The following is a 23,759-nucleotide window of genomic DNA, read 5'->3' on the forward strand; positions in this document are numbered from 1 at the left end:
TGCCACGATGAGCGCATGGCAGATGAGCGCTTGCCTCGCGAACTGGCCCAGCGCAGCTTCACCGCTGCGGAAGCCCGTGGTCTTGGCGTGGACCTCCGGCTGCTGCGCCTCGAGGATGTCAGGCAGACGAGCCGGGGCATCTACGAGCCGACCGACCGGTCCATCCTCGACTTGGGCCAACGGCTCGGTACGCATCTGAGCATGCAGCCGGACGCATGGGGATCGCATCGGACAGCAGCGCGTCTGCATGGCCTGTGGCTGCCGCCGTGGGTGGACGAGCACGGACTGATCCACCTGAGCAAGCCGACCCATCTACCCCGGGTCCGACGCCCGGGCATCGTAGGGCACCGCGTCCAGATCGTGCCGGGCGAGGTGGGACTCTTCGGTGGGCTCCGCCTGTCCAGCCCCGCGCGTACATGGCTGGATCTCGCTCAGGAGCTCACGCCGGCGGCCCTTGTTGCCGTGGGGGACCAGCTGATCCGGCACCCGCGCGAGGCCTTCGAGGGACGGTCCGAGCCATACGCCACCAAAGCGCAGCTGCTCGACATGCTCCGCGCTCACCGGCGGGTGAAAGGAGTCGGGCGCTGCAAGGACGCGCTTGCGGATATGCGGGTCGGTTCCGACTCCGTCCCCGAGACTCTGCTTCGACTCAGTCTGATCGCCCACGGCTTCCCCGAGCCCGAACTACAGATCGTCCTCGATCCGGATGACCCGCGTTCGCCGAGCGCCGACCAGGGCTATCGGTCAGTTCGGATCGCGCTGCAGTACGAGGGCGAGCACCACAACAGTCCTGAGCAGGCACTCAAGGACGACTGGCGAGACTCACGATTCGCCCGCAAGGGTTGGGCGACGATCCGCGTCACAGCAGCGGATCTCGCCGACGACTTTGCCAGACCGCGGCGGGAGCACCGCGCGCTCATGTCTGAGCGTCGGGCGGCGTAGCTCCGGGACGGGACCCCGCAAGGGACGGGACGGGACCCCGCAAGGGGTGGGCGTCACCAGGGGCTGGGCTTGTAGTCCTTCAGGAACACGCCGTAGAGGTCGGTGCCAGCCTCGCCCATGACGATCGGGTCGTACACGCGCGCCGCCCCGTCCACGAGGTCCAGCGGCGCATGGAACCCCTCGTCGGCGAGCCGGACCTTCGTGTAGTGCGGCCGCTCGTCGGTGATCCACCCCGTGTCCACGGCCGTCATGAGGATGCGGTCAGTCTCGAACATCTCGCCGGCGCTCGTGCGCGTCATCATGTTCAGCGAGGCCTTCGCCATGTTCGTGTGCGGGTGCCCCGGTCCCTTGTACTTCCGCCCGAACTGCCCCTCCATCGCGGAGACGTTGACCACGTACTTCCGCCTCGCGGTCGAGCGTCGCATTGCCTCCCGCAGCCGCGAGACGAGCAGGAACGGCGCCGTGACGTTGCACAGCTGGACCTCGAGCATCTCGAGAGGGTCCACCTGGTCCACGACCTGCGTCCACGAGTTGATGGCCGCCAGGTCCGGGACGAGGCCGCCAGCGTCGATCGCCGTCCCCGCCTCGATCCGCTCCAGTGACGCGGAGCCGGTCGAGAGCGCGAGCGCCGTCACCGCGTCCCCGGCGAGCGCCGGATGCGCCGACACGGAGCTCGCGATCGAGAGCGGGTGCTTGTCGTGCGCATGCCCGAACGTCAGCAGCTCCGGCCCGCCGCTGCCAGGCAGCAGCGCGGCCGGAAGCGGCTCGGACTCCGCGTCCACGAGAGGGGCGTAGGCGTTCCCGGACCGCCGCACCGTCTGCGCGGCGTTGTTGATGATGATGTCGAGCGGCCCCTCGGCGTCGAGCGCGTCCGTGAGCGAGATGACCTGCGACGGGTCGCGCAGGTCGATCCCCACGATGGTGAGCCGGTCAAGCCACTCGGCCGAGTCCTCCATCGCGGCGAAGCGCCGCGCGGCGTCCTTCGGGAAGCGCGTGGTGATGGTCGTGTGCGCGCCGTCGCGCAGGAGCCGCAGGGCGATGTACATGCCGATCTTGGCCCGGCCGCCGGTCAGGAGGGCCCGCCGTCCGGTGAGGTCTGTCCGCGCGTCCCTCTTGGCGTGGCTCATCGCCGCGCACTCGGGGCACAGCTGGTGGTAGAACGCGTCGACCTGCGTGTAGTGCTGCTTGCAGATGTAGCAGGGGCGCGAGCGGATGAGATGGCCTGCGACGGCCCCGGTTGCAGAGGGCTTGAGCTTGTTGCCCCGGGTCTCGTCGTCGATCCGGTCCGGCGCGGCCGTGGCGGTCTGCGCAATGACGGCCTTGTCCGCTTCCGCGATCGCATCCCGCTTCTGGGTGCGGGTGAACCGCCGGTGGGCCTTGAACATCTTGCCCGTCGCTCGGCGCACCGCGACGTAGTCGGGGTGCTCCTCGTCGTAGGTGTGGATCGTGCCGAGGACCTTGAGGGCGGCCTGGATCTCCTCAGGGGTCAGTTCGGCGGGCGTTTCGGGGGAGCTCATGGCTTCCCATTCTACAAGCGCGCACGACGGCGCGGGGCCGGGTACTCCCGGCCCCGCGCCATCCGCTGGTGCCCGGTGGGGTCAGCCTGCCGCGCCGTCGGCAGCGGACGACGGCGAGGTGCCGCCGTCGTGCGACGACCCGCCAGGGTTGCGTGACGCAGCGGCTGCATGGACCTCCTGGATCCGCTCCACCACCTCCGGGATATCGGCGGCCGCCTCCTCGAGGGCGGCAGGCACCTTCGCGGACCAGGCGGCGGCGAGCCTGCGCTCGTCCTCGGCGGGCTCCGGGACGATCTGGCCCTTGGAGAGCACGGTGATCCCGGACTCGGTGACCTCGAAGCCGCGCATCCTGTCGAGCTTCGCATCGACACCGATGGTGGCCCCGGCGGGAACGACGACGTTCTTGTCCAGGATCGCCCGGTGGATTACCGCCCCCGCGCCGACCTGCACGCAGTCCATGAGCACCGAGTCGAGGACGCGGGCCGCCGTGTTGACGCGCACGTCGTGGGACAGCACGGACCCCTCGACGACCGCGCCCGAGATGACCACGCCGCTGGCGACGATGGAGTCGAGCGCGGTCCCGACGGTCCCGCCCTCGCCGCGGACGAACTTCGCGGGCGGCGAGATGCTCTGCCGGGTGTAGATGGGCCACTCCGAGTTGTACAGGTTGAAGACCGGCAGCGGGGAGATGAGGTCCATGTGCGCGTCGTAGAACGAGTCGAGCGTCCCCACGTCACGCCAGTAGGTGCGGTCGCGTTCGGTCGAGCCTGGGATCTCGTTCTTCGTGAAGTCGTAGACGCCGGCCTCGCCGCGGCCGACGAAGTAGGGCACGATGTCCCCGCCCATGTCGTGCTTCGTGTCGAGCCGCTCGGCGTCGCGCCTGAGTGCCTCGACCAGGGCGTCGGCGTCGAACACGTAGTTGCCCATCGAGGCGAGGAAGGCGTCGGGGTCGTCCGGGAGACCGGGCGTGGTCGCGGGCTTCTCGACGAAGGCGGCGATCTTGCCGGGGTCGGCGTCGTCGGTCTCGATCACGCCGAACTGGTTCGCCATGTTCAGCGGCTGGCGGACCGCGGCGACGGTCGCCTTCGCGCCCGAGGCGATGTGGGCCTCGACCATCTGGTCGAAGTCCATGCGGTACACGTGGTCCGCGCCGACCACGACGACGATGTCGGGCTGGTCGTCGTGGATGAGGTTGAGGGACTGGTAGATGGCGTTGGCCGAGCCGAGGAACCAGCTCTTGCCGATGCGCTGCTGGGCGGGCACCGAGGCGACATAGTTCTGGAGGAGGGTCGAGAGGCGCCAGGTCTCGGAGATGTGCTTGTCGAGGCTGTGCGACTTGTACTGGGTCAGCACGACGATGCGCCGATAGCCCGAGTTGACCAAGTTGGACAGCGCGAAGTCGATGAGGCGGTATCCGCCAGCGAACGGCACCGCGGGCTTGGCCCGGTCCGCCGTCAGGGGCATCAGGCGCTTCCCTTCACCGCCCGCGAGGACGATCGCCAATACCTTTTTAGGTGCCACTGCGCAACCCCCGTTTTCCCGTCATTCCGCCTTGCAGGCGACTGCCCGTCCCGACCGGGACGGCGTCTCCTTCACACTAGATCACGTTCGGATGACGGACTACGTTGAAACCGTGCGAATCGACATTGTGACCAAGGAATTCCCCCCGGAGATCTACGGCGGCGCCGGGGTACATGTGGCAGAGCTGAGCAGGGTCCTCGCGCGCGAGGTCGATCTGCACGTCCACGCGTTCGGGGCACCGCGCGAGGCGCAGGTCAACGGGGCCACCGTGACCTCTTACCAGGTGCCCGAGCACCTTTCGGGGGCGAACGCTGCGCTGCAGACCCTGGGCATCGATGTCGGCATTGTGCCGGACGTGGCCGGCGCCGACCTCGTCCACTCCCACACGTGGTACGCGAACATGGCCGGGCACCTCGCCTCGCTCATGCACGGCATCCCGCATGTGCTCAGCGCCCATAGCCTCGAGCCGCTGAGGCCGTGGAAGGCCGAGCAGCTCGGCGGCGGCTACCGGCTCTCCTCATGGGTCGAGAAGACCGCGTACGAGGCGGCCAACGCCATCATCGCCGTCTCCCACGGCATGCGCGCGGACATCCTGCGCTGCTACCCCGAGGTGGACCCGGCGAAGGTCCAGGTGGTCCACAACGGCATCGACGTGTCGCTGTGGGGCCGCGACGAGGGCACCGAGCACATCGCCGCCCTCGGCATCGACCCGGCGAAGCCCTCGGTCGTGTTCGTGGGCCGCAACACGCGCCAGAAGGGCGTCCCGTACCTCCTGCGCGCCGCGGCGAAGCTGCCGGCGGACGTGCAGCTCGTCCTGTGCCTCGGCGCCGCCGACACTCCCGAGCTCGCCGCGGAGACTGCGACCCTCATCGACGGGCTCAAGGCCGAGCGCGAGGGCGTCATCGTGATCGAGCGCATGCTGCCCCGCGCCGAGCTCATCCAGGTGCTCAGCCACGCGACGGCGTTCGCCTGCCCGAGCATCTACGAGCCCCTCGGGATCGTGAACCTCGAGGCCATGGCGTGCGGCGCCGCGGTGGTCGCGACGGCGACGGGCGGCATCCCCGAGGTCGTCGACCACGGGACCACGGGCCTGCTGGTCCCCATCGAGCAGGTCACCGACGGTACGGGCACCCCGCTCGACCCGGAGAAGTTCGTGGCCGACTTCGCGGCAGCCCTCGAGCAGGTCGTCTCCGACCCCGCCCGCGCCCGCGAGATGGGCGAGGCCGGCCGCGTCCGGGCGGAGGCCAACTTCTCCTGGGAGACCATCGCCGCGAGCACCATCGACGTCTACCGCAGCGTCCTCTAGATCTCTCCGACGCACGACGGCGGCGACGCACCCGAGCTGGGTGCGTCGCCGCCGTCGTCCGTCACCCCGTGCGGGGCCTGCGCGGAATCAGCTGCGGCTGACGTTGACCTTCGTCGGCCCGGGCCCGGTCTCCGAGACGGTCGGGACGCGGACCTCGAGGACACCGTCGTGGTAGGAGGCGGTGATGTCCTCGCCCCGAGCCCCGCGCGGGAGCTCGAGGGTGCGTGCGAACGAGCCGTAGCGGAACTCGCTGCGGTAGCTGTTCTTGCTCTTGTTCTCGGCATTCTCGTGCCGTTCGGCCTTGATCGAGAGGACGCCTTCCTGGACAGTGATGTCCACGTCCTTCTCCGGGTCGATGCCGGGAAGCTCCGCGCGCACGACGAGGGCGTCCGGCTCGCGGAACTCCTCGACGCGCAGCCACGCCGTCTCCCATTCGTCGACGAACCGCTTGAATGAATCCGGAATGCCGAAGCGGCGGAAGTCCGGCATCATGTCCCACGGTCCTCGGCGGCCCCATCCTTCGGCCATGCGTTCCTCCTGGAGTGCCCCCCGGCACCGGTGCGGCCGGGCTTGCCTTCAGGCTAGTCCGGCCGCACCGGTGGGGGAAGGGGCGCTACTTCCCGGCCTTCTTCTCCTTCACCGGCGCCGTACCCGAGGCGCGGAGCTCCGCGTAGTACGCCGCGGCCTCGGCCTGGCGCGTGGCCTCGACGCCGCTGGCGACGGTCGCGCGGATGTGGTCCTGGGTGTAGCCGAAGGCGTCGACGAGGTCGAGCGCGTGCGGCCGGAGCTTCACCAGGAGCCGGTTGATGTATTCCCCGAGGGTGCGGCCGCGCTGCATGGAGAGCCGCCCGTTCATGAGGTGCCACGCGAGGTGCTTCTCGATGAGGGTGAGGCCGAAGAGGTCGCGGAGCCAGGTCAGGACCTGCTTCGTGCCCGGGTCTTGGACCTTCTCGAGCGCGGCCGTGAACGCCTCCCACTGCAGGAGCTCGCCGTGGGCGCGGGCGGCCTCGATGAGCTCGTCCTGGTGGGCGTTGAAGCGCGCCGCGGCCTCGGACTGCGGGAGCCGGTTGGCGCCGGCGAGGGCCTGTGCGGCCTGGGCGACCATCGTCTGGACGCGCTCTGCGAGCAGGAACTGCTGCATGTCCGGGTCCCGCAGCGCGAGTGCCGAGCGCTCGGCGCGTCCGGAATCCGCGACGAACTGGCCGACGGCTCCGAGGCCGGTCTTGTAGGCCATGCCCCGGGCCTGCCCGAGCGCGAACTTCGCCAGCGCCCCGACGTTCATGGTGCGGAACTCCTTGGCGTAGTCGTTCAGGAGCCGCTTGGCCACGAGCTGCAGCAGCACGTTGTTGTCGCCCTCGAAGGTGACGTAGATGTCGAGGTCCGCGCGCAGGGACGCGAAGCGGTTCTCGATCATGAAGCCGGCCCCGCCGCACGCCTCGCGGCACTCCTGGAGCGTGTCGAGCGCATGCCACGTGGAGAGCGACTTGAGCGCCGCCGCGAGGGTCTCGAGGTCCTGGCGGTCCTCATCGGTGTCCTGGGCTCCGGAGAACACGCCGTCGAACTTGGCCAGGAGCTCCTCGTGGGCGAAGCCCATCGCGTAGGTCGCGGCGAGCAGGGGGAGCAGCCGGCGCTGGTGCCGCTGGTAGTCCAGGAGCACCTCCTCCTGCGTGTCGGAGGAGGCGTTGAACTGGCGCCGTTCCGTCGCGTAGCGGATGGCCGCGGCGAGTCCGACCTTCGCGGCGGCGACCGCAGCGCCGTCGAGCGAGACGCGGCCCTGCACGAGTGTTCCGAGCATCGTGAAGAAGCGGCGTCCCGGGCTCGCGATCGGCGACGAGTAGGTGCCGTCCTCGGCGACGTCGCCATAGCGGTTGAGCAGGTTCGTCCGGGGGACCCTGACGTGGTCGAAGGCGAGCCGGCCGTTGTCGATCCCGTTGAGGCCGCCCTTGACGCCGTCGTCCTCGCTGCGGATCCCGGGGAGGCAGTCCTTGGTCTGCGGGTCGCGGATGGGGACGTAGAACGCGTGCACGCCGTGGTTGACGCCCTTGGCGATGAGCTGGGCGAACACGACGGCGGCGATCCCGTCCTTCGCGGCGTTGCCGAGGTACTCCTTCCACGCCGCGCGGAACGGGGTGTTGAGGACGAACTCGCCAGTGGTCTCGTCATAGGTCGCCGTGGTGGCGATGGATGCGACGTCGGAGCCGTGGCCGATCTCGGTCATGGCGAAGGCGCCTGGGACCGTGAGGTCCATGATGTCGGGCAGCCACCGTCGGTGGTGCTCGGCTGTTCCGAGGTGGAGCACGGCTGCGCCGAAGAGGCCCCACTGGACCCCGGACTTGATCTGCAGCGAGGGGTCGGCGGTGACCAGCTCCTCGAACCCGGCGATGTTGCCGCCGTGGTTGTCCTCGCCGCCGAGCTCCTTCGGGAACGCCCGCTTGATGGCTCCCTCGTCGACGAGGATCTTGAGCTGGCCGAAGACGCGCTCGCGGTGCTCCGTGTGGGTCAGGCCCTCGACCTTGTGCAGCTCGGGCCGGGCTGCGAGCTCCCGTGCGGTTCGGCGCACGTCGGCCCAGGTGCCCAGCAGGAGCTCGCCGAGGGCGGCGACGTCGACGGCGGGCGCCTCCTCGGTGTCGGCGACGTCGGGAAGGTCGGCACTGCTGCCGTCAGCGGCGACGGCCGCGGGGTCGGAGGGGCCGACACCGGTGGCGGAGAGCGAATCGGTGGACTGCGTCATGAGAGCTCCTTTGCGGGGGAGAGGGCGGGAGAGGGCGGTGCGGCCTGGGCGGCGATCCCGGCGAAGAGCCAGTCGGCGATCATTCCGGCCATGTCTTCGAGGGAGGGCTTGGCGGGGGAGTCGGGTGCGGTGAGCCAGCGCTCGCCGGCGGCGCGCACGAGCCCGATGGCCGCGGGGGGCCAGTAGTCGAGGGTGGCCTGCGTCCCGGGGGCGAGGTGGCGGCGCATGGGCGCCTCGATCATGGCGCCCACGGCGTCGAAGAACGTCCCGAACGCGGCTCCCGCCTCCTGCGCGGCCGCGTTGGTCCCTGCGGCAGCGGCGCCCGCTGGAACCCGGGTGACGAACTCGTACACGTTCGGCGAGCGCACGGCCATGGCCAGGTACGCGCGCACCATGGCGCGGAGGCCCTCGTAGGGGGACTCCGCGGAGGCAGCGGCCTGGGCGATGCGCTCCTGCATCTGGGAGAGGACGAGCTCGCCCATGGCGGCGGCAAGCCCTGACTTGTCGCGGAAGTACCGGTAGAACACGGACTTCGAGGTGCTCGCCGCAGCCGCGATGTCCTCCATGGGGACATCGGCCCCCAGCCGGTGGATCGCCTTGCGGGCGGAGCGGATGAGCTCGGCTCGGCGCTCTTCGCGGTGGTTCGCCCAGCGGGCGGCGCGGCCGTCGACGGCGGGTGAGGCGCCGACGTCGTGCGCTGCGGCGCCCTCGGGGGGCGGTGTGGGGAAGTTCACGATACCCAGCGTATCAGGTACGCTAGGTATCGGTAATCAAGGTCACATCCACCGGAGGACGCCATGCCCACGACCCCGCGCCCGACTGCTCCCGCTACGACCGTCCGCAAGGCCGTCGTCGTCGGCGGCAACCGCATCCCCTTCGCCCGCGCGAACAGCGCCTACACCAAGGCCTCCAACCAGGACATGCTCACGGCCGCCCTCGACGGGCTCGTCGCCCGCTTCGGGCTTCAGGACGAGCGGGTCGGCGAGGTCGCTGCGGGCGCGGTCCTCAAGCATCCCCGCAACTTCAACCTCACGCGCGAGGCGGTCATCGGCTCCGCGCTCAGCCCCGAGACGCCGGCCTACGACGTGCAGCAGGCCTGCGCCACTGGCCTCGAGACGGTCCTGCAGCTCACCGACAAGATCAAGCTCGGCCGGATCGAGTCGGCCATCGCCGGTGGCGTGGACTCGGCCTCGGACGCCCCCATCGTGGTGAGCGAGGGCCTCCGCGACGCCATCCTCGAGCTCAACCGGGCCAAGACGCTCCAGCAGAAGCTCAAGGCTGTCTCCAGGCTGCGGCCCAAGGACCTCGTGCCGGACGCCCCCGGGACCGCCGAGCCGCGGACAGGCCTCTCGATGGGCGAGCACCAGGCGCTCACCACCAAGCAGTGGGGCATCTCGCGCGAGGCCCAGGACGAGCTCGCGCTCGCGTCCCACCGCAACCTCGCCGCCGCCTACGAGCGCGGCTTCTTCGACGACCTCGTGACCCCGTACCGCGGTCTCGCCAAGGACGGCAACCTCCGGCCGGACACGACGCCGGAGAAGATGGCCAAGCTCTCGCCGGTCTTCGGCAAGCACCTCGGCAGCGAGGCGACGATGACGGCCGGCAACTCCACGCCGCTCACCGACGGCGCCGCCGCCGTCCTGCTGGCCTCGGAGGACTGGGCGGCCGAGCGCGACCTGCCGGTCCTCGCCGAGGTGGTCGACGGCGAGGCCGCCGCAGTGGACTTCGTGCACGGCAAGGACGGGCTCCTCATGGCGCCCGCGTTCGCTGTTCCCCGTCTGCTGGGCCGGCTCGGGCTCACGCTGGAGGACATCGACTACTTCGAGATCCACGAGGCCTTCGCCGGGACCGTCCTCGCCACGCTGGCGGCGTGGGAGGACGAGGAGTTCGGCCGCGAGCGCCTCGGCCTCGACGGCGCGTTCGGCAAGGTGGACCGCGCGAAGCTCAACGTCAACGGCTCGTCCCTGGCCGCGGGCCACCCGTTCGCGGCGACCGGCGGGCGGATCGTCGCCACGCTCGCGAAGCAGCTGCACGAGCGCACCCAGGCCGGCGACCTCGACCGGCCGGCGCGCGGCCTCATCTCCGTGTGCGCCGCGGGCGGGATGGGCGTCGTGGCCGTGCTCGAGGGACGCTGAGCGGATCCGGGGAACGAGGAGCAGACATGGCTGACAAGTACACCGACTTCGTCTCGCGCGGCTGGGGCCGCGACCTCGCCAAGCGGCTGGGCCTGCCGCAGCCCGTGACGCTCCGGCGGCACGAGCCCGGCGCGCCGCTCGTGCCGGGGCCCGTGCTGCTCATCGGCGCCGGTCCGGGCGCCGACGCGCTCGAGACCGCGCTCAAGGGCTGGGACGTCGAGGTCCTCCGTGACCTTGGCGAGACGCACGACGGCGGTGCGGCGGCGTCGTCGTCCGGCGCGCCTGCCGCCGGGGCCGGGGCGGGGAAGGGCGGCGCTCGCCTGGGCGCGATTGTCCTGGCGCTCGACGGGATCGCTCGGCCGGAGGACCTCTCAGGGCTGTTCCTCGCAGCGGGGCGCCCCCTGCGCTCCCTTGCCCCGAGCGGGCGGGTCGTGACGGTCTCGCGGCGCTCCTCCACTGCCGACGAGCCCGCCATCGCGGCGGCGCGCTCCGGCGTCGAGGGAGCGCTGCGCTCGCTGGCACGGGAACTCCGCAACGGGGCGACCGGCAACGGGATCCTTCTGGCCGAGGGCGTTCCCGTCGACGCGCCGAGCGCGCTCGGAGCGCTGAGGTTCCTCCTGTCCGGACGGGCCGCCTACGTCGACGGGCAGTTCCTGACCGTCGGCACGGCCAAGGGCGAGCTCCCGTCCGATCCCGAGAAGCCGCTTGCAGGGAAGGTCGCTGTGGTGACCGGAGCGGCGCGGGGCATCGGCGCAGCGATCGCCCGGACGCTCGCGCGCGACGGCGCAAAGCTCGTCGTCGTCGACGTTCCGGCCGCCGGAGATGCGCTCGCAAAGGTCGCCAACGAGGTCCGGGGCACCGCGCTGCAGCTGGACATCACGAAACCGGACGCGGGGGAGCGGATCCTCGAGCACGCCCTGCACCGCCACGGCGGTCTCGACATCCTCGTGCACAACGCCGGCATCACGAGGGACAAGCTCCTGGCCAACATGGACGCGGCGAAGTGGGACGCGGTCATCGCGGTGAACCTCGCGGCCCAGCTGCGGATCAACGACGCGCTCCTCGCCTCAGGAAAGCTCGGCGAGGGGTTCCGGATCGTCTCGGTCGCGTCGACGTCGGGCATCGCGGGCAACCGAGGCCAGACGAACTACGCGGCCTCCAAGGCCGGGGTCATGGGCATGGTCCGCTCCACGGCGGCGCGGCACGCCGCGACGGGAGGGACCGCGAACGCGGTGGCGCCGGGATTCATCGAGACCGAGATGACGGCCCGGATTCCCCTCGGGATGCGCGAGGTCGGGCGCCGGATCAACTCGCTCCAGCAGGGGGGCCAGCCCGTGGACGTCGCGGAGGCGATAGGGTTCTTGGCCTCTGATGCGGCGGGAGGGATCTCCGGTAACGTCCTGCGCGTGTGCGGCCAGTATTGGATGGGGCAATGAGCGCGCCGGCGCGGGGGATCGAGACGGTCGAGCTTGCCGAGGTGCCGAGCCTCGCAAAGCTCTTCGCGGGAGCAGCCGCCGCGTCAGCGCGCCTGCTGATCGCCAAGCGCAACGGCACAAGGCGGCTGCCGCGCGCGAGGCACCGCGTCGCCGTCGTGCGTCCTGACCTGGCCAAGCTGACCGCGTACCAGCACCTGCTCGGGGAGGCCGCACGCGACGTCGTGCCCGCGGGGTACCTGTTCACCCTCGCGTTCCCCGTGGCGATGAGCGTCCTGGCCCGCGAGGACTTCCCGCTCCCGCTGCTCGGCATGGTGCACGTGCGCAACCACATCGAGTACCGCGAGCCTGTGTCGTATGACGACGAGCTCGAGGTCGTGGCCTGGGCGGAGAACCTGGCCGGGCACCGGGCGGGGACCCTCGTGGACAGCGTGGTCGAGATCCGGCGGCCCGGGGGAGGCGAGCCCGTGTGGCGCGGGGTAGCCACCTCGATCGCGAAGGGCGTCTTCCTGCCCGGCGTCGACAAGCCCGCTGCCGCCCCGCCGCGGGAGGACTTCCGGCCCCCGCTGCCGACGGCGCTCTGGCAGCTCGGGTCCGAGATCGGCCGAGAGTATGCAGCGGTGTCTGGCGACTTCAACCCGATCCACCTAAGCTCCCTCTCCGCCCGGGCGCTGGGCATGCAGCGGTCGATCGCGCACGGGATGTACCTCGCCTCGCGCGCGCTCGCCGAGGTCGGAACGGCCAAGGGCGACGCGTTCGCGTGGGACATCAAGTTCGAGGCGCCCGTCTTCCTGCCCGCTCGGGTGGCCGTGAACATCACAGACATCACTGATGCTGACGAGGGCTGGGAGCGGTCGGAGTTCGTCGGCTGGAACGCGAAGTCGGGTCGGCGGCACTTTGTGGGGTCGGTGTCCCGGCTCGAGTGAGCCCCCCCGGCTGACGCTCGACGGCGCCGCTCACCTTCGTGGTGGGCGGCGCCGTGACGCGGAGCCTGGCGGCGAGGATCTGCTCCCGGAGAGCGGCAGGCGTGTTCAGCGGAGCACGCGGTACCGCAGGTGCGTGACACCCGGGGCGTCGATCACGCGTAGGAGCTCGAGCGGATGGGGCGAGCCCAGCGTGCCGAACAGGGACCGGCCGGCTCCGAGCAGCAAGGGGACCTGGTGGATCTGGATCTCGTCCAGCACCCCTGCCTGCAGTGCGAGCTGCGCGGTCGTCGCTCCATGGACCATCACATCGCGGTCTCCGGCGGCGGCCTTGGCTCGTGCCATCGCCGCCTCGATGCCGTCGGCGGCGTAGCGGATGCTGGGGCCCTGGACGTCGTCGGCACCCGGTTCTGTGCGGGTAAGCACCTCGATGTGGACGCCGTTGTGGTGGTCGCCGCCCCAGCCGCGGGCGGCGTCGAACGTGCGCCGTCCCGTCAGGACTGCGCCCGTGGCCAGCATCTCGTGGACCACGGGAAGGCTGGCCGCGCTGGTGCGGATGACTGGGACGCCCGCTCCGGCGCGTACCTCGTTGTCGCCATCGAACAGCCAGGCATGCAGTGCCTCACCACCGGCGCCGAGGCCGTTCTCCGGCCCGTCATCGGGGCCCGTGATGAAGCCGTCCAGAGACATCGACATGTACAGCACGGAACGGGTCACTGGGTGGTCCTCCACTTCATCCCGGCTCCATGGTTCGGCCCCTTCGACCGACCGGTCAAGGGGCCCGTGGACAGTCCGTTCTGGGCCGCTCCCCACGTTCGCTGGGTCTTTCGCCGACTCGCGGTCGATAGGGTTGGGGCGTGGTGGAGAGTGACGAGATCAGCTGGCCAGGACTGGGCGACTCTCCAGACAGGGGCAGGCGCATTGCCGCGCTGCTGTTCGGGGCGCCCCTCTGGGTGCACCGGCGGGTTGACTCGATCAGCCTCGGCGCCACTGGCACCACCCGCCGTGCGATCTCCTTTGACTTCACGCTTCCCTCGGACCTTGCAGTGCCTGGGTCGGACGGCCGCGTCCTGGTGCCGCTCGCCCTGATCGAGAAGGGCGCGCTTCGCCGTGTCTCGGCCACCGGGCCGGCTGACCACCCGATGCCCGTGCTGGGCCGTGATGACAACACCCAGCTCGCCGTTGAGATGCTGGTCCAGATCACGAGCCCCGGGATGCCCCGCCCGACCGAGGAGTCCGAGCAGATGCGGGACCTCATACGCCGCATCGTCGGGTTCAACCCTGCCGAGGTGTCCGCGGAGGCGAGGTGGGCAATCGAGGACGAGGTCGACGGGAAGCTCATGCCCTGGAGCGGCATTGCCGACCCGGAGAGCAGGGCGGTTGTCGCGCGGATGGTGAAAGGGTTTCTGGACCAGTTCCTCCTCGTCGTCGAGGTCGAGGGAGACCTCGTCGGCAAGAGGACCGTGGTCAAGTTCTCCTATGACCGCAGCCTGCCGATCCCGGATCTCGGCAACAGGGTCGGGATCATCGAGTTCGACCTCCCAGATGCGGGTCTGGCCCACAGCCAGCATGTCGAGTTCAGTGCACCTGCTGGCCTGGTCGTCCGTCGGCTCAGCGTGCAGGAGACTGCTGGCGACGAGTATGTCGCAGACGCCCGCGAGGACGTCCCTGCCAAGCCGCGGAACACCGCCCATGTCGCGTTCGCGCCGTCGGAGACCTATTCGGGGGCGGAGGTGAGTGTCGAGCTCGTCCCGGCAGCTTCGGGTGTCTTTACCTTCACGGTCGTGGGCGTGCTGGTCGTGCTCCTGTTCGCCGTGGCGGTGGCCGCGGAGAAGTTCTTCAGCGCTCCGATCCTCTCGCCCCGCTTCACGGTGCCGTCACAGGCGGTCTCGCTGCTCCTCGTAGGGCCAGCCCTGTTCCTGTCGTGGATGGCGCGCGCCCCCGAACACCGAGCGCTGGCAGCCATGCTGCTTCCGCTTAGGCTGATGCTTATCGCCTGCGCCGGAGTGCTGCTCACGGCTGGGATCGGCGTGGGGGTCCCGCTCGAGCCGTGGTGGTGGGACCTTCTCTGGCTCGCGGTCGTGGCCGTCGCGGTGGCGAACCTCCTCGGGCTTGTCCTGTACCTCGTGAACGCGCGGCGGATGGCCAGATCCCTGTGGAAACGGACCCGCTCACAGTAGACTCGGGGCAGAAGGAGGTCGCCATGGCACTGAACCGCAAGAAGACCAGCCGTCACGAGTCACCGCGCCGGTCTATCCTCTCCGATGCCCGGATCGACCTCGGCGCCGGTTCGCTCATCGGCAAGAACAGTGGATTGAGCCGAGCCCAGGCTGACAAGGGCATGCAGACGATCCTCGCCCGTATCGGCGGCATGGGCGCGCAGCCGAGTGGAACCAAGGCTTCGAACCCCCGCGCGGCAGCATCCTGAGCTGACGCCGACCAGCGGCAACGCCAAGGGACCAGCCCGAGGCTGGTCCCTTTCGTTTGAGCGAGCGGGCAACGGTGGTCAGGCACTGCAGTGCAGGCCGGTGACGCACGACGGCGCCACTCACCGCGATGCAGCTCGTCACGTAAGCGGTAGCGGCCGCAGCGTCCGCCGCGGACAGACTCCATTGGTCCTCCACAGGGTGGGCAGCACCGGCCAGTGCCGCTAGAATCGAATACATGTTCGAATTATCCGGGAGCGTGAAGGTTCTCGACAGCGTTCCAGGCACTCGCCTGCAGCACGAGCCTGTCGACTTCTCCCGGGCCCTCGCGGCGGTGCTGGCAGAAGTCGGGGAGTCGGTGGCCCCGACAGCTTCGGAGATCGCGTCGTGGGCAACAGCGCTTGGTGCCGGTTCCGGGAGCGACGATTCCCTCAGCGAGACGTCGTTGGTAGAGCGGATCGGCTCCCTTGAGCGGCTCAAGGCGGCGGCTTCGGCGAGTCAGGCGCGGTACGGCGTCTTCCTCGAGAAGCGCATCAGGGAGCGGCGCGCTCACGAGGCACCAGTGGGTGGGGGAGCCGGTGGCGACGCCGAGCGGGTGGGGATCGGTCCGCGACCGGTGGACCCGGCCGTTGAGGCCGGCCATGCCGTCGCACTGGCCCGAGGCGAGTCGCCCTCCAAAGGCGGCCGTCTCCTCGGACTGGCCAAGGCGCTTGTCAACGAGATGCCGCACACGCTCAATGCGCTTGCCGCAGGCCGGATCAACTAGTGGCGGGCCACGCTCGTCGTCCGCGAGACGGTGTGCCTCGACCTCGAGGATAGGACCCGCGTCGATGAAGCAATGGTGCCGCTCTACGCCCAGGGAGGCGTTGGAGACCGGCAGCTCGCAGCCGAGGCGTGCAAGCACGCCCAGCGACTCGATCCGGCAGCGGCGGTCAAACGGTCTCGGCGGGCTATGGCCGAGCGACGCGTCACCCTGCGCCCAGCACCGGACTCCATGGCAATACTCTCGTGCCTTGTTCCTGCCGCGCAGGGGGTTGCCGCCTACAAGGCGCTGACCCTGGCCGCCGACTCGAGCCGCGTCGCGGGGGAGGGCGAGCACGAGCGCAGGACCCGCGATCAGATCATGGCCGACACGCTCATCGAGCGCGTGACAGGCCAGAAGCGCGCGGAAGACGTCCGCGTCGAAGTGAACGTCGTGATGTCGGACTCCGCGCTTGTCGCCGGTTCCGCCGAACCCGCGGTTCTCTCCGGACACGGCGTCCTTCCGGCCCAGATTGCGAGGGACCTCATCCTGAGCTCACTCGGCTCAGGGGCCGGGACGGTCCTCCGGCGCCTCTATGTCGCACCCGCTACCGGTTCCCTGACGGCGATGGACTCGCGCTCGCGGACCTTCCCGACAGGGCTCCGGGAGTTCATCGCATTGCGCGACCAGACGTGCCGGAACCCCTGGTGCGACGCTCCGATCCGCCACTTTGACCACATCACTCCTGCCGCCCGGGGCGGCCCCACCTCCGCAGCAAATGGCCAAGGCCTGTGCGAACGGTGCAACCAGGCGAAAGAAGCGCCCGGATGGACAGAGGGCGCCATCCCTGCCACTCGGCACACCGTCACGGTCACGACGCCGACCGGCCACCGCTACACCTCGACCGCGCCTCCGCTGCCTGGCACCCGGGAGATCATCGGCCACCGCGTCGAGTTCCCCGGAGGCGAGTACATCTTCCACACCGCAGCCTGACCCGTTCCCGCTTCCGGGGGATCGTGCGCCGTTGGGTATGCGCCGACGCGACGGCGCCGCCGCCCACAGCGTGCGGTGGGCGGCGGCGTCGTGCCTCGGAGCGGAAGGCGGTCCTACTCGTAGAGGGCGATGAAGCGGCCGACCACGCCGCCAGCGCGGAGCTTGTCGATCGCGTCGGGGATGTCGGCCTGGGTGATGAGGTTCATGGGCGGGTTCAGCTCGCCGGACTTCATGAGCTCGTAGATGCCCTCGAGGTCCTCACGGGTGCCGGACTTCGAGCCCTTGATCGTGAGCTGGTTGATGATGATCGGGTAGGTGTTGATCGTCGCCTCGAGCCGTCCCATGCCGACCTGGACGAGCGTGCCGAACTCGCCGAGGGTCTCGATTGCGGCGGCTGTCGTGGTGCCGAAGCCGGCGTAGTCGACGATGAGATCGAGCTTCTTGTCCTTGAAGGCGTCGATCGAGTCGGCGACGTCCGTGAGCCCGATCTCGCCGGCCAGCTTCTGCGTCTCCGGGTTGATTTCGGCGCCGTAGACCTCCGCGCCCGAGAGCGCGGCGACGCGGGCACCGATGTACCCGAGACCTCCCAGGCCGATCACCCCCACCTTCATGCCCGCCTTCGCGCCCCCGACCGCCATGACCGCGTGGTAGGCGGTGAGGCCCGCGTCGGTGGCCATGGCGCCGAGGTCGAACGGCACCTCATCGGGCAGGCGGACCAGGTTGTCCGAGGTCGCCAGGAGCTTCGGACCGAATCCGCCGTCCCACTTGCCGTAGCCCAGAGCGTCGCCGTCGCTCATGACTGGCGCGAGGCCGACGCGGTCGCCGACCTTCCACTGCTCCATCCCCTCGCCAACCTCCGTGATGACGCCGGCGTTCTCGTGGCCCATCGTGCGGGGGAGGTGCGGGAACAGGGGCATCCAGCCCGGATCGTCCAGCGCGGTCACGTCGGAGTGGCAGACGCCCGCTGCCTTGACCTCGACGACCACCGTCCCGGGACCCGCGTGCGGCTCCGGAACCTCATTGAATTCGAGCGCCTTGTTCGTGCCGGTGAACTGCCACGCCTTCATGCCTCAGTCTCCTCTCAGTGCCATTGACACTTCCGGACACTACGCCCGGCAGGGGACGACACGCCAAGGGCTTCGGGCCCACAACGAAAAGCACCCTCGGTCATCGGACCGAGGGTGCTCTGTCTGTGCGCGGAGGGGGACTTGAACCCCCACGCCCTATTCGGGCACTAGCACCTCAAGCTAGCGCGTCTGCCATTCCGCCACCCGCGCAGGCGGCTTCCGAGGTCTCCAGATGGAGTGTTTCCGTCCCCGGCAGCGATATACAACCATACACCATCTCAGGGCCGCTGATGACCACGGCGCGGGGGCTTGGGGAGTCGCGGCGGTGGTCCGGAAAGCACGGAAGCCCCGGTCCGAAGACCGGGGCTTCCCAGTGTGCGCGGAGGGGGACTTGAACCCCCACGCCCTATTCGGGCACTAGCACCTCAAGCTAGCGCGTCTGCCATTCCGCCACCCGCGCAGGTGGGCTCCGGGAACCGAAAACATGATGTGTTTCCCTCCCGGGCAGCGAGTAAGACTCTACACGAGATCGGGCATTTGCTGAAATCCGAGGGTGCCACGGCACGGGTCTAGGCTGGGACCACCGGAGACGCTGAGGAGGACCCATGACTGACCGCCCCACGCAGAGCCCTGCAGCCGTATCGAACGCCGCCGCGGCCGAGGACGAGGTGGTGCAGATCTGCCAGGACCTCATCCGGTTCGACACCTCGAACTACGGCGATGGCGCCGGGCCGGGCGAGCGGGCTGCCGCCGAGTACACGGCCGGCCTCCTGGCTGAGGTCGGGCTCGAGGCGGAGATCTTCGAGTCGGCACCGGGTCGGGCCTCCGTGGTGGCCCGCATCGAGGGGACCGACCCCGGCGCGGGCGCGCTCGTCGTCCACGGCCACCTCGACGTGGTCCCCGCCCAGAAGGAGGACTGGAGCGTCGACCCCTTCGCGGCCGAGCTCAAGGACGGCCTCGTCTGGGGCCGCGGCGCCGTGGACATGAAGGACATGGACGCCATGATCCTCTCGGTGGTCCGCGAGATGCAGCGCACCGGCACCCGGCCCAAGCGGGACCTCGTCATCGCGATGTTCGCCGACGAGGAGGCCGGGGGAGCCTACGGCGCACGCTGGGCCGTGGACAACCGCCCCGAACTGTTCGACGGCGCCACCGAGGCCATCAGCGAAGTCGGCGGCTTCTCGGCCCAGATCGGCGGCAAACGCGCCTACCTCCTCCAGACGGCGGAGAAGGGCCTCGGATGGCTGAGCCTCAAGGCAAGCGGGCGCGCCGGCCACGGGTCGCAGGTCAACGATGACAACGCAGTGACGCGTCTTGCCCGCGCCGTGGCCAGGATCGGCGACTACACCTGGCCCATCGAGCTCACCGACACGACCCGGCGGTTCCTCGACGGCGTCACCGAGCTCACGGGGGTCGAGTTCGACCCGGACAACCCGGAGATCCTCCTCAAGGAGCTCGGCACGGTGGCGAGGTTCGTCGGTGCCACCCTGCAGAACACCTCGAATCCCACAGTCCTCAAGGCCGGCTACAAGGACAACGTCGTCCCGGGGGCGGCCGAAGCCCGCATCGACACCCGTACCCTCCCGGGTCAGGACGAGCTCCTGCTTGCCAAGCTCAAGGAGCTCGCCGGCGAGGGCGTCGAGTTCAGCTACGTGCACCACGACGTCTCGCTCGAGACTCCCTTCGAGGGCCCGCTCGTCGAGGCGATGGTGGGCGCGCTCGAGGCCGAGGACCCGGACGCGGTCGTGCTCCCGTACACCCTCTCGGGCGGCACGGACAACAAGTCCCTCAGCCGCCTGGGCATCACCGGCTACGGCTTCGCCCCGCTCCAGCTTCCCGCGGACCTCGACTTCCCGGCGATGTTCCACGGAGTCGACGAGCGCGTCCCCGCCGAGTCGCTTCGCTTCGGCGCCCGGGTCCTCCGCCGCCTGCTCACCACCTACTGAGCCCCGCCAGAGGGAGAGAACCATGCCGCTGGGCCCCGAGGCCGTCCTCCCCGACGCCCTGCTGGAGGAGATCCGCTCGCGCGCGGCGGGCTACGACGAGCGCAACGAGTTCCCGCATGAGGACTTCGACGCCCTCGCCGCGGCCGGCTACCTCAAGGCGTTCGTCCCCCAGGCCGAGGGCGGGCTGGGAGCCGGCCTGGCCGACGTCGTGCGCCTCCAGCGCCGCCTCGCCGCAGCTGCGCCCGCCACGGCGCTTGCGGTCAATATGCACCTCGTCTGGACGGGCGTGGCCAAGGTCTTCGCCGACCGCGGGGACGCGAGCCTTGACTTCGTCCTGCGCGAGGCCGCAGCCGGCGAGGTCTTCGCGTTCGGGATCTCGGAGGCCGGCAACGACTTCGTGCTCTTCGACGCCAACACCGTCGCCGAGCCCACGCACGACGGCGGGTACCTCCTCACGGGGACGAAGATCTTCACGTCCCTGGCCCCCGTGTGGACCCGCCTCGGCACCTTCGGCAAGGATGCGAGCGGAGACGAGCCCTGCCTCGTGTACGGATTTGTGGACCGCGACGCTCCCGGCTGGCGCCATGTCGAGGACTGGGACACGCTCGGCATGCGTGCCAGCCAGTCATACTCGACGGTCCTGGAGGGCGCTGTGCTCCGCCCCGAGCGCGTCATCCGGCGCATCCCGGTGGGTCCGAGCCCGGATCTGCTGATCTTCGCGATCTTCGCGTGCTTCGAGACACTCCTGGCCGCGGTCTACACCGGCATCGCCGAGCGCGGGCTCGAGCTGGCCGTCGCAGCCGCGCACCGGCGGAAGTCAGCTCGCAACGGCGGCCGGCCCTATGCCCAGGACCCCGACATCCGCTGGCAGGTGGCCGAGATGGGCCTCGCCGTCGACGCGATCCTGCCCCAGCTGGGCACGGTAGCGGCCGACGTCGATGCCCTCGTCGACAGGGGTCCGCGCTGGTTCCCGGCACTGAGCGGACTCAAGCACCGGGCCACCGAGACCGCCCGCGCGGTGCTCGACGGCGCCATGAGGGTCGGGGGAGGAGCGGCCTACTTCAGGGGAAGCGAGCTCGAACGGCTGTACCGGGACGCGGCCGCAGGCGTGTACCACCCGTCCGACCCGGAGTCCGCGCACGCGAGCGTCGCCGCCGCGCTGCTGGGCCCCCTCGAGGACTGACGCCGGCGCAGGCCGACGTCCGCGGCCCGCCTTACGCGGTGCGCTCGACGAGCATGATCTTCCGACGCAGCCAGTACTGGCGCCCGCCGCCCATGTAGAGGCGGCTGCGCTCGAGTTCCCAGCGTCCGTACTCGGAGTGCTCGCGCACGCGCTGCCGGGCGTCCGCCACGGAATCCCCCGGCGCGACCGAGAGGACCAGGTACTCGTACTGCCTGCCCGGGCCCGCTGCGCGGTCCGGCATCGTGGTGAGGATCCGTTCCTTCATGGCCCTCGCTTCCTCCTGCTGCGTCGACTGGACGAACCTCGCGTCAGGTCCCCGGCGGGTCCCCGGACACGTCCCTAGGCACGCCCTCTCATTCAGACTACCGTGGCACCCATGAGCATTGACCCGCGCGTGGCCCTCGGTTCGCTGACGGCTGCACTGGAGGAGCACCTGGTGGCGGCGTCATCCCGCCGCGGCGACGACGACCCGGCGGTGGAGTCCGCCTTCTTCGCCATCGCCGACGCCTTCGAGGCCTACGCGGACGCGCTCTACGACGCCTACGGGGAGGACCTCCCCATCGACCTCCTCGACTCGGACGACGACGACGATGACGACGACGAGGATGAGGACGACGACGACGAGTCCAGCGAGGAGGACGAGGACGACGACGAGGACGCCGCGCGCGAAGGTGGCGGCGCCTGACGGCCTCGCCGTGCGGCGGCACCGCCTGAGGGGCGCGGGCGCGGCGGCCCACTAGAGTGGCCCCGTGAATTACCTCGAAGCCGCCTTCCTCGGCCTCATCCAAGGGCTGACCGAGTTCCTCCCGATCTCCTCGAGCGCACACCTGCGCATCGTGGGGGAGTTCCTGCCCAACGCGGAGGACCCCGGGGCGGCATTCACCGCGATCACCCAGCTCGGCACCGAGACGGCCGTCATCATCTACTTCTGGCGCGACATCGTCCGCATCATCGGCGCCTGGTTCGCCTCCCTGACCGGCAGGATCCCGCGCAACGACCCCGATGCCCGCATGGGCTGGCTCGTGATCATCGGAAGCGTGCCGATCGTCATCCTCGGCCTGCTCTTCCAGGACCAGATCGAAACGGTCTTCCGCAGCCTGTGGCTGACGGCGACGACCCTCATCGTCTTCGGGCTCATCCTCGCGACCGCGGACGCCCTCGGCCGGCACGTGCGCACCCTGGACCGCCTCGGCACCCGCCACGGCGTCATCTACGGCTTCGCCCAGGCCCTCGCCCTCATCCCCGGCGTGTCCCGCTCAGGCGGCACCATCACCGCGGGCCTGTTCATGGGCTACACGCGGGAGGCCGCCGCGCGGTACTCGTTCCTGCTCGCGATCCCGGCAGTCTTCGGCTCGGGCCTGTACCAGCTGGCCAAGAGCCTCCGCGACGGCTTCGGCAGCGGTCCCTACGGCCTCGGCGAGACGGCCGTGGCCACCGTGATCGCCTTCGTTGTGGGGTTCGTCATCATCGGCTGGTTCATGCGCTACATCTCCTCGCGCTCGTACCGCCTGTTCGTCTGGTACCGGATCGGTCTGGGTGCCGCCCTGTACGTGCTCCTCGGTTTCGGTGTCATCTCGGCCGGGCACTAGGCTGGTGAGGTGAAAACTTGGAGGCAGACCCCCGTTCCACAGCTGCCCGGGACGAGCGGCTCGATCCGGCTGTTTGATTCCCGGCTCCGGGACACGGTCGAGATCCCTGCCGCCCCCGAGCAGTCGTTCTACGTCTGCGGCATCACGCCCTACGACGCAACGCATCTCGGCCATGCCTCCACCTATGTGGCCTTCGACCTCCTCAACCGCGTGTGGCGCGACGCGGGAAGCACCGTGAAGTACGTGCAGAACACGACCGACGTCGACGACCCGCTCCTCGAGCGGGCCGACGCCACCGGCGTTGACTGGCGGACGCTCGCGCACCAGCAGATCGCGCTGTTCCAGTCCGACATGGAAGCGCTGCATGTGCTCGCCCCCGACCACTACATCGGCGCGGTCGAGTCGATCCCGTGGATCATCCCCGAGGTCGAGAAGCTCCTCGATGCGGGCCTCGCATACCAGCTCGCCGGAGCCGAAGGCGAACCGGACGGCGACGTCTACTACGACGTCACGGAGGCCACCCGCCGTGCAGACTCGCCGGACGCCTGGAGGCTCGGCCACGTCTCGCACCTGACCGTCGCCGAGATGATCGAGGTCTTCGGCGACCGCGGCGGCGACCCCGAGCGGCCCGGCAAGCACAGCCCGCTCGATCCGATCCTCTGGCGCGAGGCGCGCCTCGGCGAGCCGCACTGGGACGGGGGGACCCTCGGTCCCGGCCGTCCGGGATGGCACATCGAGTGCACTGTGATCGCACGGAAGTTCCTCCCAGCCCCGTTCACGGTCCAGGGGGGCGGTTCGGATCTCGCGTTCCCGCACCACGAGATGGGGGCCGGCCACGCCTGGAGCATGGACCACGTGCCCCTCGCCCGGCACTTCGCCCACACGGGCATGGTGGGCTACGAGGGCGAGAAGATGAGCAAGTCCCGCGGAAACCTGGTCCTGGTGTCGAAGCTCCGCGCCGCCGGCGTCGACCCCGCCGCGATCCGCCTCGCGATCCTCGCCCACCACTACCGCTCCGACTGGGAGTGGACCGACGAGCTGCTCGACGCCTCGGTGCGCCGGCTCGAGAACTGGCGCGGCGCCGTCGTGCGCGCCCTGCCCGGCTCGGCCGAACCGCTCCTGGCGGAGATCCGCGGTGCCCTCGCCGATGACTTGGACGCACCGCGCGCCCTCGCTGCGGTCGACAAGTGGGCCGACGACTGCGCGGCCAGCACTCCGGGCGGCCCGGAGACGGACGACGGCGCGCTGGTCACCGCGGCGGTCGACGCGCTGCTCGGCGTGGCGCTCTAGCCGCGCCGGAGCGCG

General features: G+C 70.2%; 22 protein-coding genes and 2 tRNA genes. 14 read left to right on the plus strand and 10 right to left on the minus strand.

From position 1 onward, the window contains the following. Nucleotides 1–15 precede the first annotated feature (15 nt). The gene (locus ACQ5BE_RS01455) at nucleotides 16–942 is read left to right on the plus strand and encodes a hypothetical protein (protein WP_430295175.1); all 927 of its coding nucleotides are present in this window, start codon (nucleotides 16–18) and stop codon (nucleotides 940–942) included. 53 nt (nucleotides 943–995) lie between these two features. Here ACQ5BE_RS01455 and ACQ5BE_RS01460 read toward each other — a convergent pair whose 3' ends face one another. Together ACQ5BE_RS01460 and ACQ5BE_RS01465 are read right to left on the minus strand one after the other, a co-directional pair. Beyond that, nucleotides 996–2,459, minus strand: coding sequence for an SDR family NAD(P)-dependent oxidoreductase (locus ACQ5BE_RS01460; RefSeq protein WP_430295176.1), 1,464 nt, complete (start codon nucleotides 2,457–2,459; stop codon nucleotides 996–998). Between the two features lie 81 nt (nucleotides 2,460–2,540). After that, nucleotides 2,541–3,923 (minus strand): glucose-1-phosphate adenylyltransferase, encoded by a 1,383-nt coding sequence (locus ACQ5BE_RS01465; protein ID WP_430295177.1) that lies wholly within the window; start codon nucleotides 3,921–3,923, stop codon nucleotides 2,541–2,543. 169 nt (nucleotides 3,924–4,092) lie between these two features. Here ACQ5BE_RS01465 and glgA point away from each other — a divergent pair, with 169 nt between their 5' ends. After that, the gene (gene glgA / locus ACQ5BE_RS01470) at nucleotides 4,093–5,286 is read left to right on the plus strand and encodes a glycogen synthase (protein ID WP_430295178.1); all 1,194 of its coding nucleotides are present in this window, start codon (nucleotides 4,093–4,095) and stop codon (nucleotides 5,284–5,286) included. 87 nt (nucleotides 5,287–5,373) lie between these two features. Here glgA and ACQ5BE_RS01475 read toward each other — a convergent pair whose 3' ends face one another. The 3 genes from ACQ5BE_RS01475 to ACQ5BE_RS01485 all read right to left on the minus strand — a co-directional run bounded on the left by ACQ5BE_RS01475 (nucleotide 5,374) and on the right by ACQ5BE_RS01485 (nucleotide 8,751). After that, nucleotides 5,374–5,814: an Hsp20/alpha crystallin family protein gene (locus ACQ5BE_RS01475; RefSeq protein ID WP_255405652.1), complete on the minus strand. Its 441-nt coding sequence runs from the start codon at nucleotides 5,812–5,814 to the stop codon at nucleotides 5,374–5,376. An 85-nt stretch (nucleotides 5,815–5,899) separates the two neighbouring features. Continuing rightward, nucleotides 5,900–8,017 (minus strand): acyl-CoA dehydrogenase, encoded by a 2,118-nt coding sequence (locus ACQ5BE_RS01480; RefSeq protein ID WP_430295179.1) that lies wholly within the window; start codon nucleotides 8,015–8,017, stop codon nucleotides 5,900–5,902. Then, nucleotides 8,014–8,751, minus strand: a complete 738-nt coding sequence (locus ACQ5BE_RS01485) for a TetR/AcrR family transcriptional regulator (protein ID WP_430295180.1) — start codon at nucleotides 8,749–8,751, stop codon at nucleotides 8,014–8,016. Before ACQ5BE_RS01485 ends, ACQ5BE_RS01480 begins: the two co-directional genes overlap by 4 nt. A 63-nt stretch (nucleotides 8,752–8,814) precedes the next feature. Here ACQ5BE_RS01485 and ACQ5BE_RS01490 point away from each other — a divergent pair, with 63 nt between their 5' ends. The 3 genes from ACQ5BE_RS01490 to ACQ5BE_RS01500 are packed head-to-tail and all read left to right on the plus strand — an operon-like array spanning nucleotide 8,815 to nucleotide 12,511. Next, the gene (locus tag ACQ5BE_RS01490; RefSeq protein ID WP_430295181.1) at nucleotides 8,815–10,152 is read left to right on the plus strand and encodes an acetyl-CoA C-acetyltransferase; all 1,338 of its coding nucleotides are present in this window, start codon (nucleotides 8,815–8,817) and stop codon (nucleotides 10,150–10,152) included. Nucleotides 10,153–10,178: 26 nt separating this feature from the next. Beyond that, nucleotides 10,179–11,588, plus strand: a complete 1,410-nt coding sequence (locus ACQ5BE_RS01495) for a 3-oxoacyl-ACP reductase (protein WP_430295182.1) — start codon at nucleotides 10,179–10,181, stop codon at nucleotides 11,586–11,588. Next, complete coding sequence (locus tag ACQ5BE_RS01500; protein WP_430295183.1) at nucleotides 11,585–12,511, plus strand: MaoC/PaaZ C-terminal domain-containing protein; 927 nt, start codon at nucleotides 11,585–11,587, stop codon at nucleotides 12,509–12,511. The genes ACQ5BE_RS01495 and ACQ5BE_RS01500 overlap by 4 nt, the downstream gene beginning before the upstream one ends. A gap of 105 nt (nucleotides 12,512–12,616) precedes the next feature. On the opposite strand, the gene ACQ5BE_RS01505 is transcribed toward ACQ5BE_RS01500, so the two are convergent. Further along, nucleotides 12,617–13,225, minus strand: a complete 609-nt coding sequence (locus ACQ5BE_RS01505) for a dihydrofolate reductase family protein (RefSeq protein ID WP_430295184.1) — start codon at nucleotides 13,223–13,225, stop codon at nucleotides 12,617–12,619. A 140-nt stretch (nucleotides 13,226–13,365) separates the two neighbouring features. Between ACQ5BE_RS01505 and ACQ5BE_RS01510 the strand changes: the two genes are divergently transcribed. From ACQ5BE_RS01510 to ACQ5BE_RS01525, 4 genes are all read left to right on the plus strand, one after another. Then, on the plus strand, nucleotides 13,366–14,688 hold the full coding sequence (locus ACQ5BE_RS01510) for a hypothetical protein (protein ID WP_430295185.1): 1,323 nt from the start codon (nucleotides 13,366–13,368) through the stop codon (nucleotides 14,686–14,688). Nucleotides 14,689–14,711: 23 nt separating this feature from the next. After that, nucleotides 14,712–14,936, plus strand: coding sequence for a hypothetical protein (locus ACQ5BE_RS01515; RefSeq protein WP_344298090.1), 225 nt, complete (start codon nucleotides 14,712–14,714; stop codon nucleotides 14,934–14,936). A gap of 236 nt (nucleotides 14,937–15,172) precedes the next feature. Next, entirely contained in the window at nucleotides 15,173–15,700 is a 528-nt protein-coding gene (locus ACQ5BE_RS01520) for a hypothetical protein (protein ID WP_430295187.1), read from the plus strand. Between the two features lie 186 nt (nucleotides 15,701–15,886). Beyond that, a complete protein-coding gene (locus tag ACQ5BE_RS01525) occupies nucleotides 15,887–16,669 on the plus strand; it encodes an HNH endonuclease (protein ID WP_430295188.1) in 783 nt (260 codons plus the stop codon). Nucleotides 16,670–16,782: 113 nt separating this feature from the next. Here ACQ5BE_RS01525 and ACQ5BE_RS01530 read toward each other — a convergent pair whose 3' ends face one another. The 3 genes from ACQ5BE_RS01530 to ACQ5BE_RS01540 all read right to left on the minus strand — a co-directional run bounded on the left by ACQ5BE_RS01530 (nucleotide 16,783) and on the right by ACQ5BE_RS01540 (nucleotide 18,196). Continuing rightward, nucleotides 16,783–17,736, minus strand: coding sequence for a zinc-binding dehydrogenase (locus ACQ5BE_RS01530; protein WP_430295189.1), 954 nt, complete (start codon nucleotides 17,734–17,736; stop codon nucleotides 16,783–16,785). Between the two features lie 126 nt (nucleotides 17,737–17,862). Next, nucleotides 17,863–17,946 (minus strand) — tRNA-Leu (locus ACQ5BE_RS01535). 166 nt (nucleotides 17,947–18,112) lie between these two features. Next, a tRNA-Leu gene (locus tag ACQ5BE_RS01540) sits at nucleotides 18,113–18,196 on the minus strand. A gap of 145 nt (nucleotides 18,197–18,341) precedes the next feature. On the opposite strand from ACQ5BE_RS01540, the gene ACQ5BE_RS01545 reads away from it, so the two are divergent. After that, the gene (locus ACQ5BE_RS01545) at nucleotides 18,342–19,682 is read left to right on the plus strand and encodes a M20/M25/M40 family metallo-hydrolase (protein ID WP_430295190.1); all 1,341 of its coding nucleotides are present in this window, start codon (nucleotides 18,342–18,344) and stop codon (nucleotides 19,680–19,682) included. 28 nt (nucleotides 19,683–19,710) lie between these two features. Further along, on the plus strand, nucleotides 19,711–20,865 hold the full coding sequence (locus tag ACQ5BE_RS01550) for an acyl-CoA dehydrogenase family protein (protein WP_430295755.1): 1,155 nt from the start codon (nucleotides 19,711–19,713) through the stop codon (nucleotides 20,863–20,865). Nucleotides 20,866–20,896: 31 nt separating this feature from the next. On the opposite strand, the gene ACQ5BE_RS01555 is transcribed toward ACQ5BE_RS01550, so the two are convergent. After that, nucleotides 20,897–21,130, minus strand: a complete 234-nt coding sequence (locus ACQ5BE_RS01555; RefSeq protein ID WP_344298105.1) for a DUF5703 family protein — start codon at nucleotides 21,128–21,130, stop codon at nucleotides 20,897–20,899. Between the two features lie 111 nt (nucleotides 21,131–21,241). Here ACQ5BE_RS01555 and ACQ5BE_RS01560 point away from each other — a divergent pair, with 111 nt between their 5' ends. The 3 genes from ACQ5BE_RS01560 (at nucleotide 21,242) to mshC (ending at nucleotide 23,744) form a co-directional block, all read left to right on the plus strand. Then, nucleotides 21,242–21,550: a hypothetical protein gene (locus ACQ5BE_RS01560; protein WP_344298106.1), complete on the plus strand. Its 309-nt coding sequence runs from the start codon at nucleotides 21,242–21,244 to the stop codon at nucleotides 21,548–21,550. Nucleotides 21,551–21,614: 64 nt separating this feature from the next. Continuing rightward, nucleotides 21,615–22,454, plus strand: coding sequence for an undecaprenyl-diphosphate phosphatase (locus tag ACQ5BE_RS01565; RefSeq protein ID WP_208712530.1), 840 nt, complete (start codon nucleotides 21,615–21,617; stop codon nucleotides 22,452–22,454). 9 nt (nucleotides 22,455–22,463) lie between these two features. Then, on the plus strand, nucleotides 22,464–23,744 hold the full coding sequence (gene mshC, locus ACQ5BE_RS01570; RefSeq protein WP_344298107.1) for a cysteine--1-D-myo-inosityl 2-amino-2-deoxy-alpha-D-glucopyranoside ligase: 1,281 nt from the start codon (nucleotides 22,464–22,466) through the stop codon (nucleotides 23,742–23,744). Nucleotides 23,745–23,759 lie beyond the last annotated feature (15 nt).

The organism is Sinomonas sp. B1-1 (assembly GCF_050474465.1).
GTDB lineage: Bacteria > Actinomycetota > Actinomycetes > Actinomycetales > Micrococcaceae > Sinomonas > Sinomonas flava.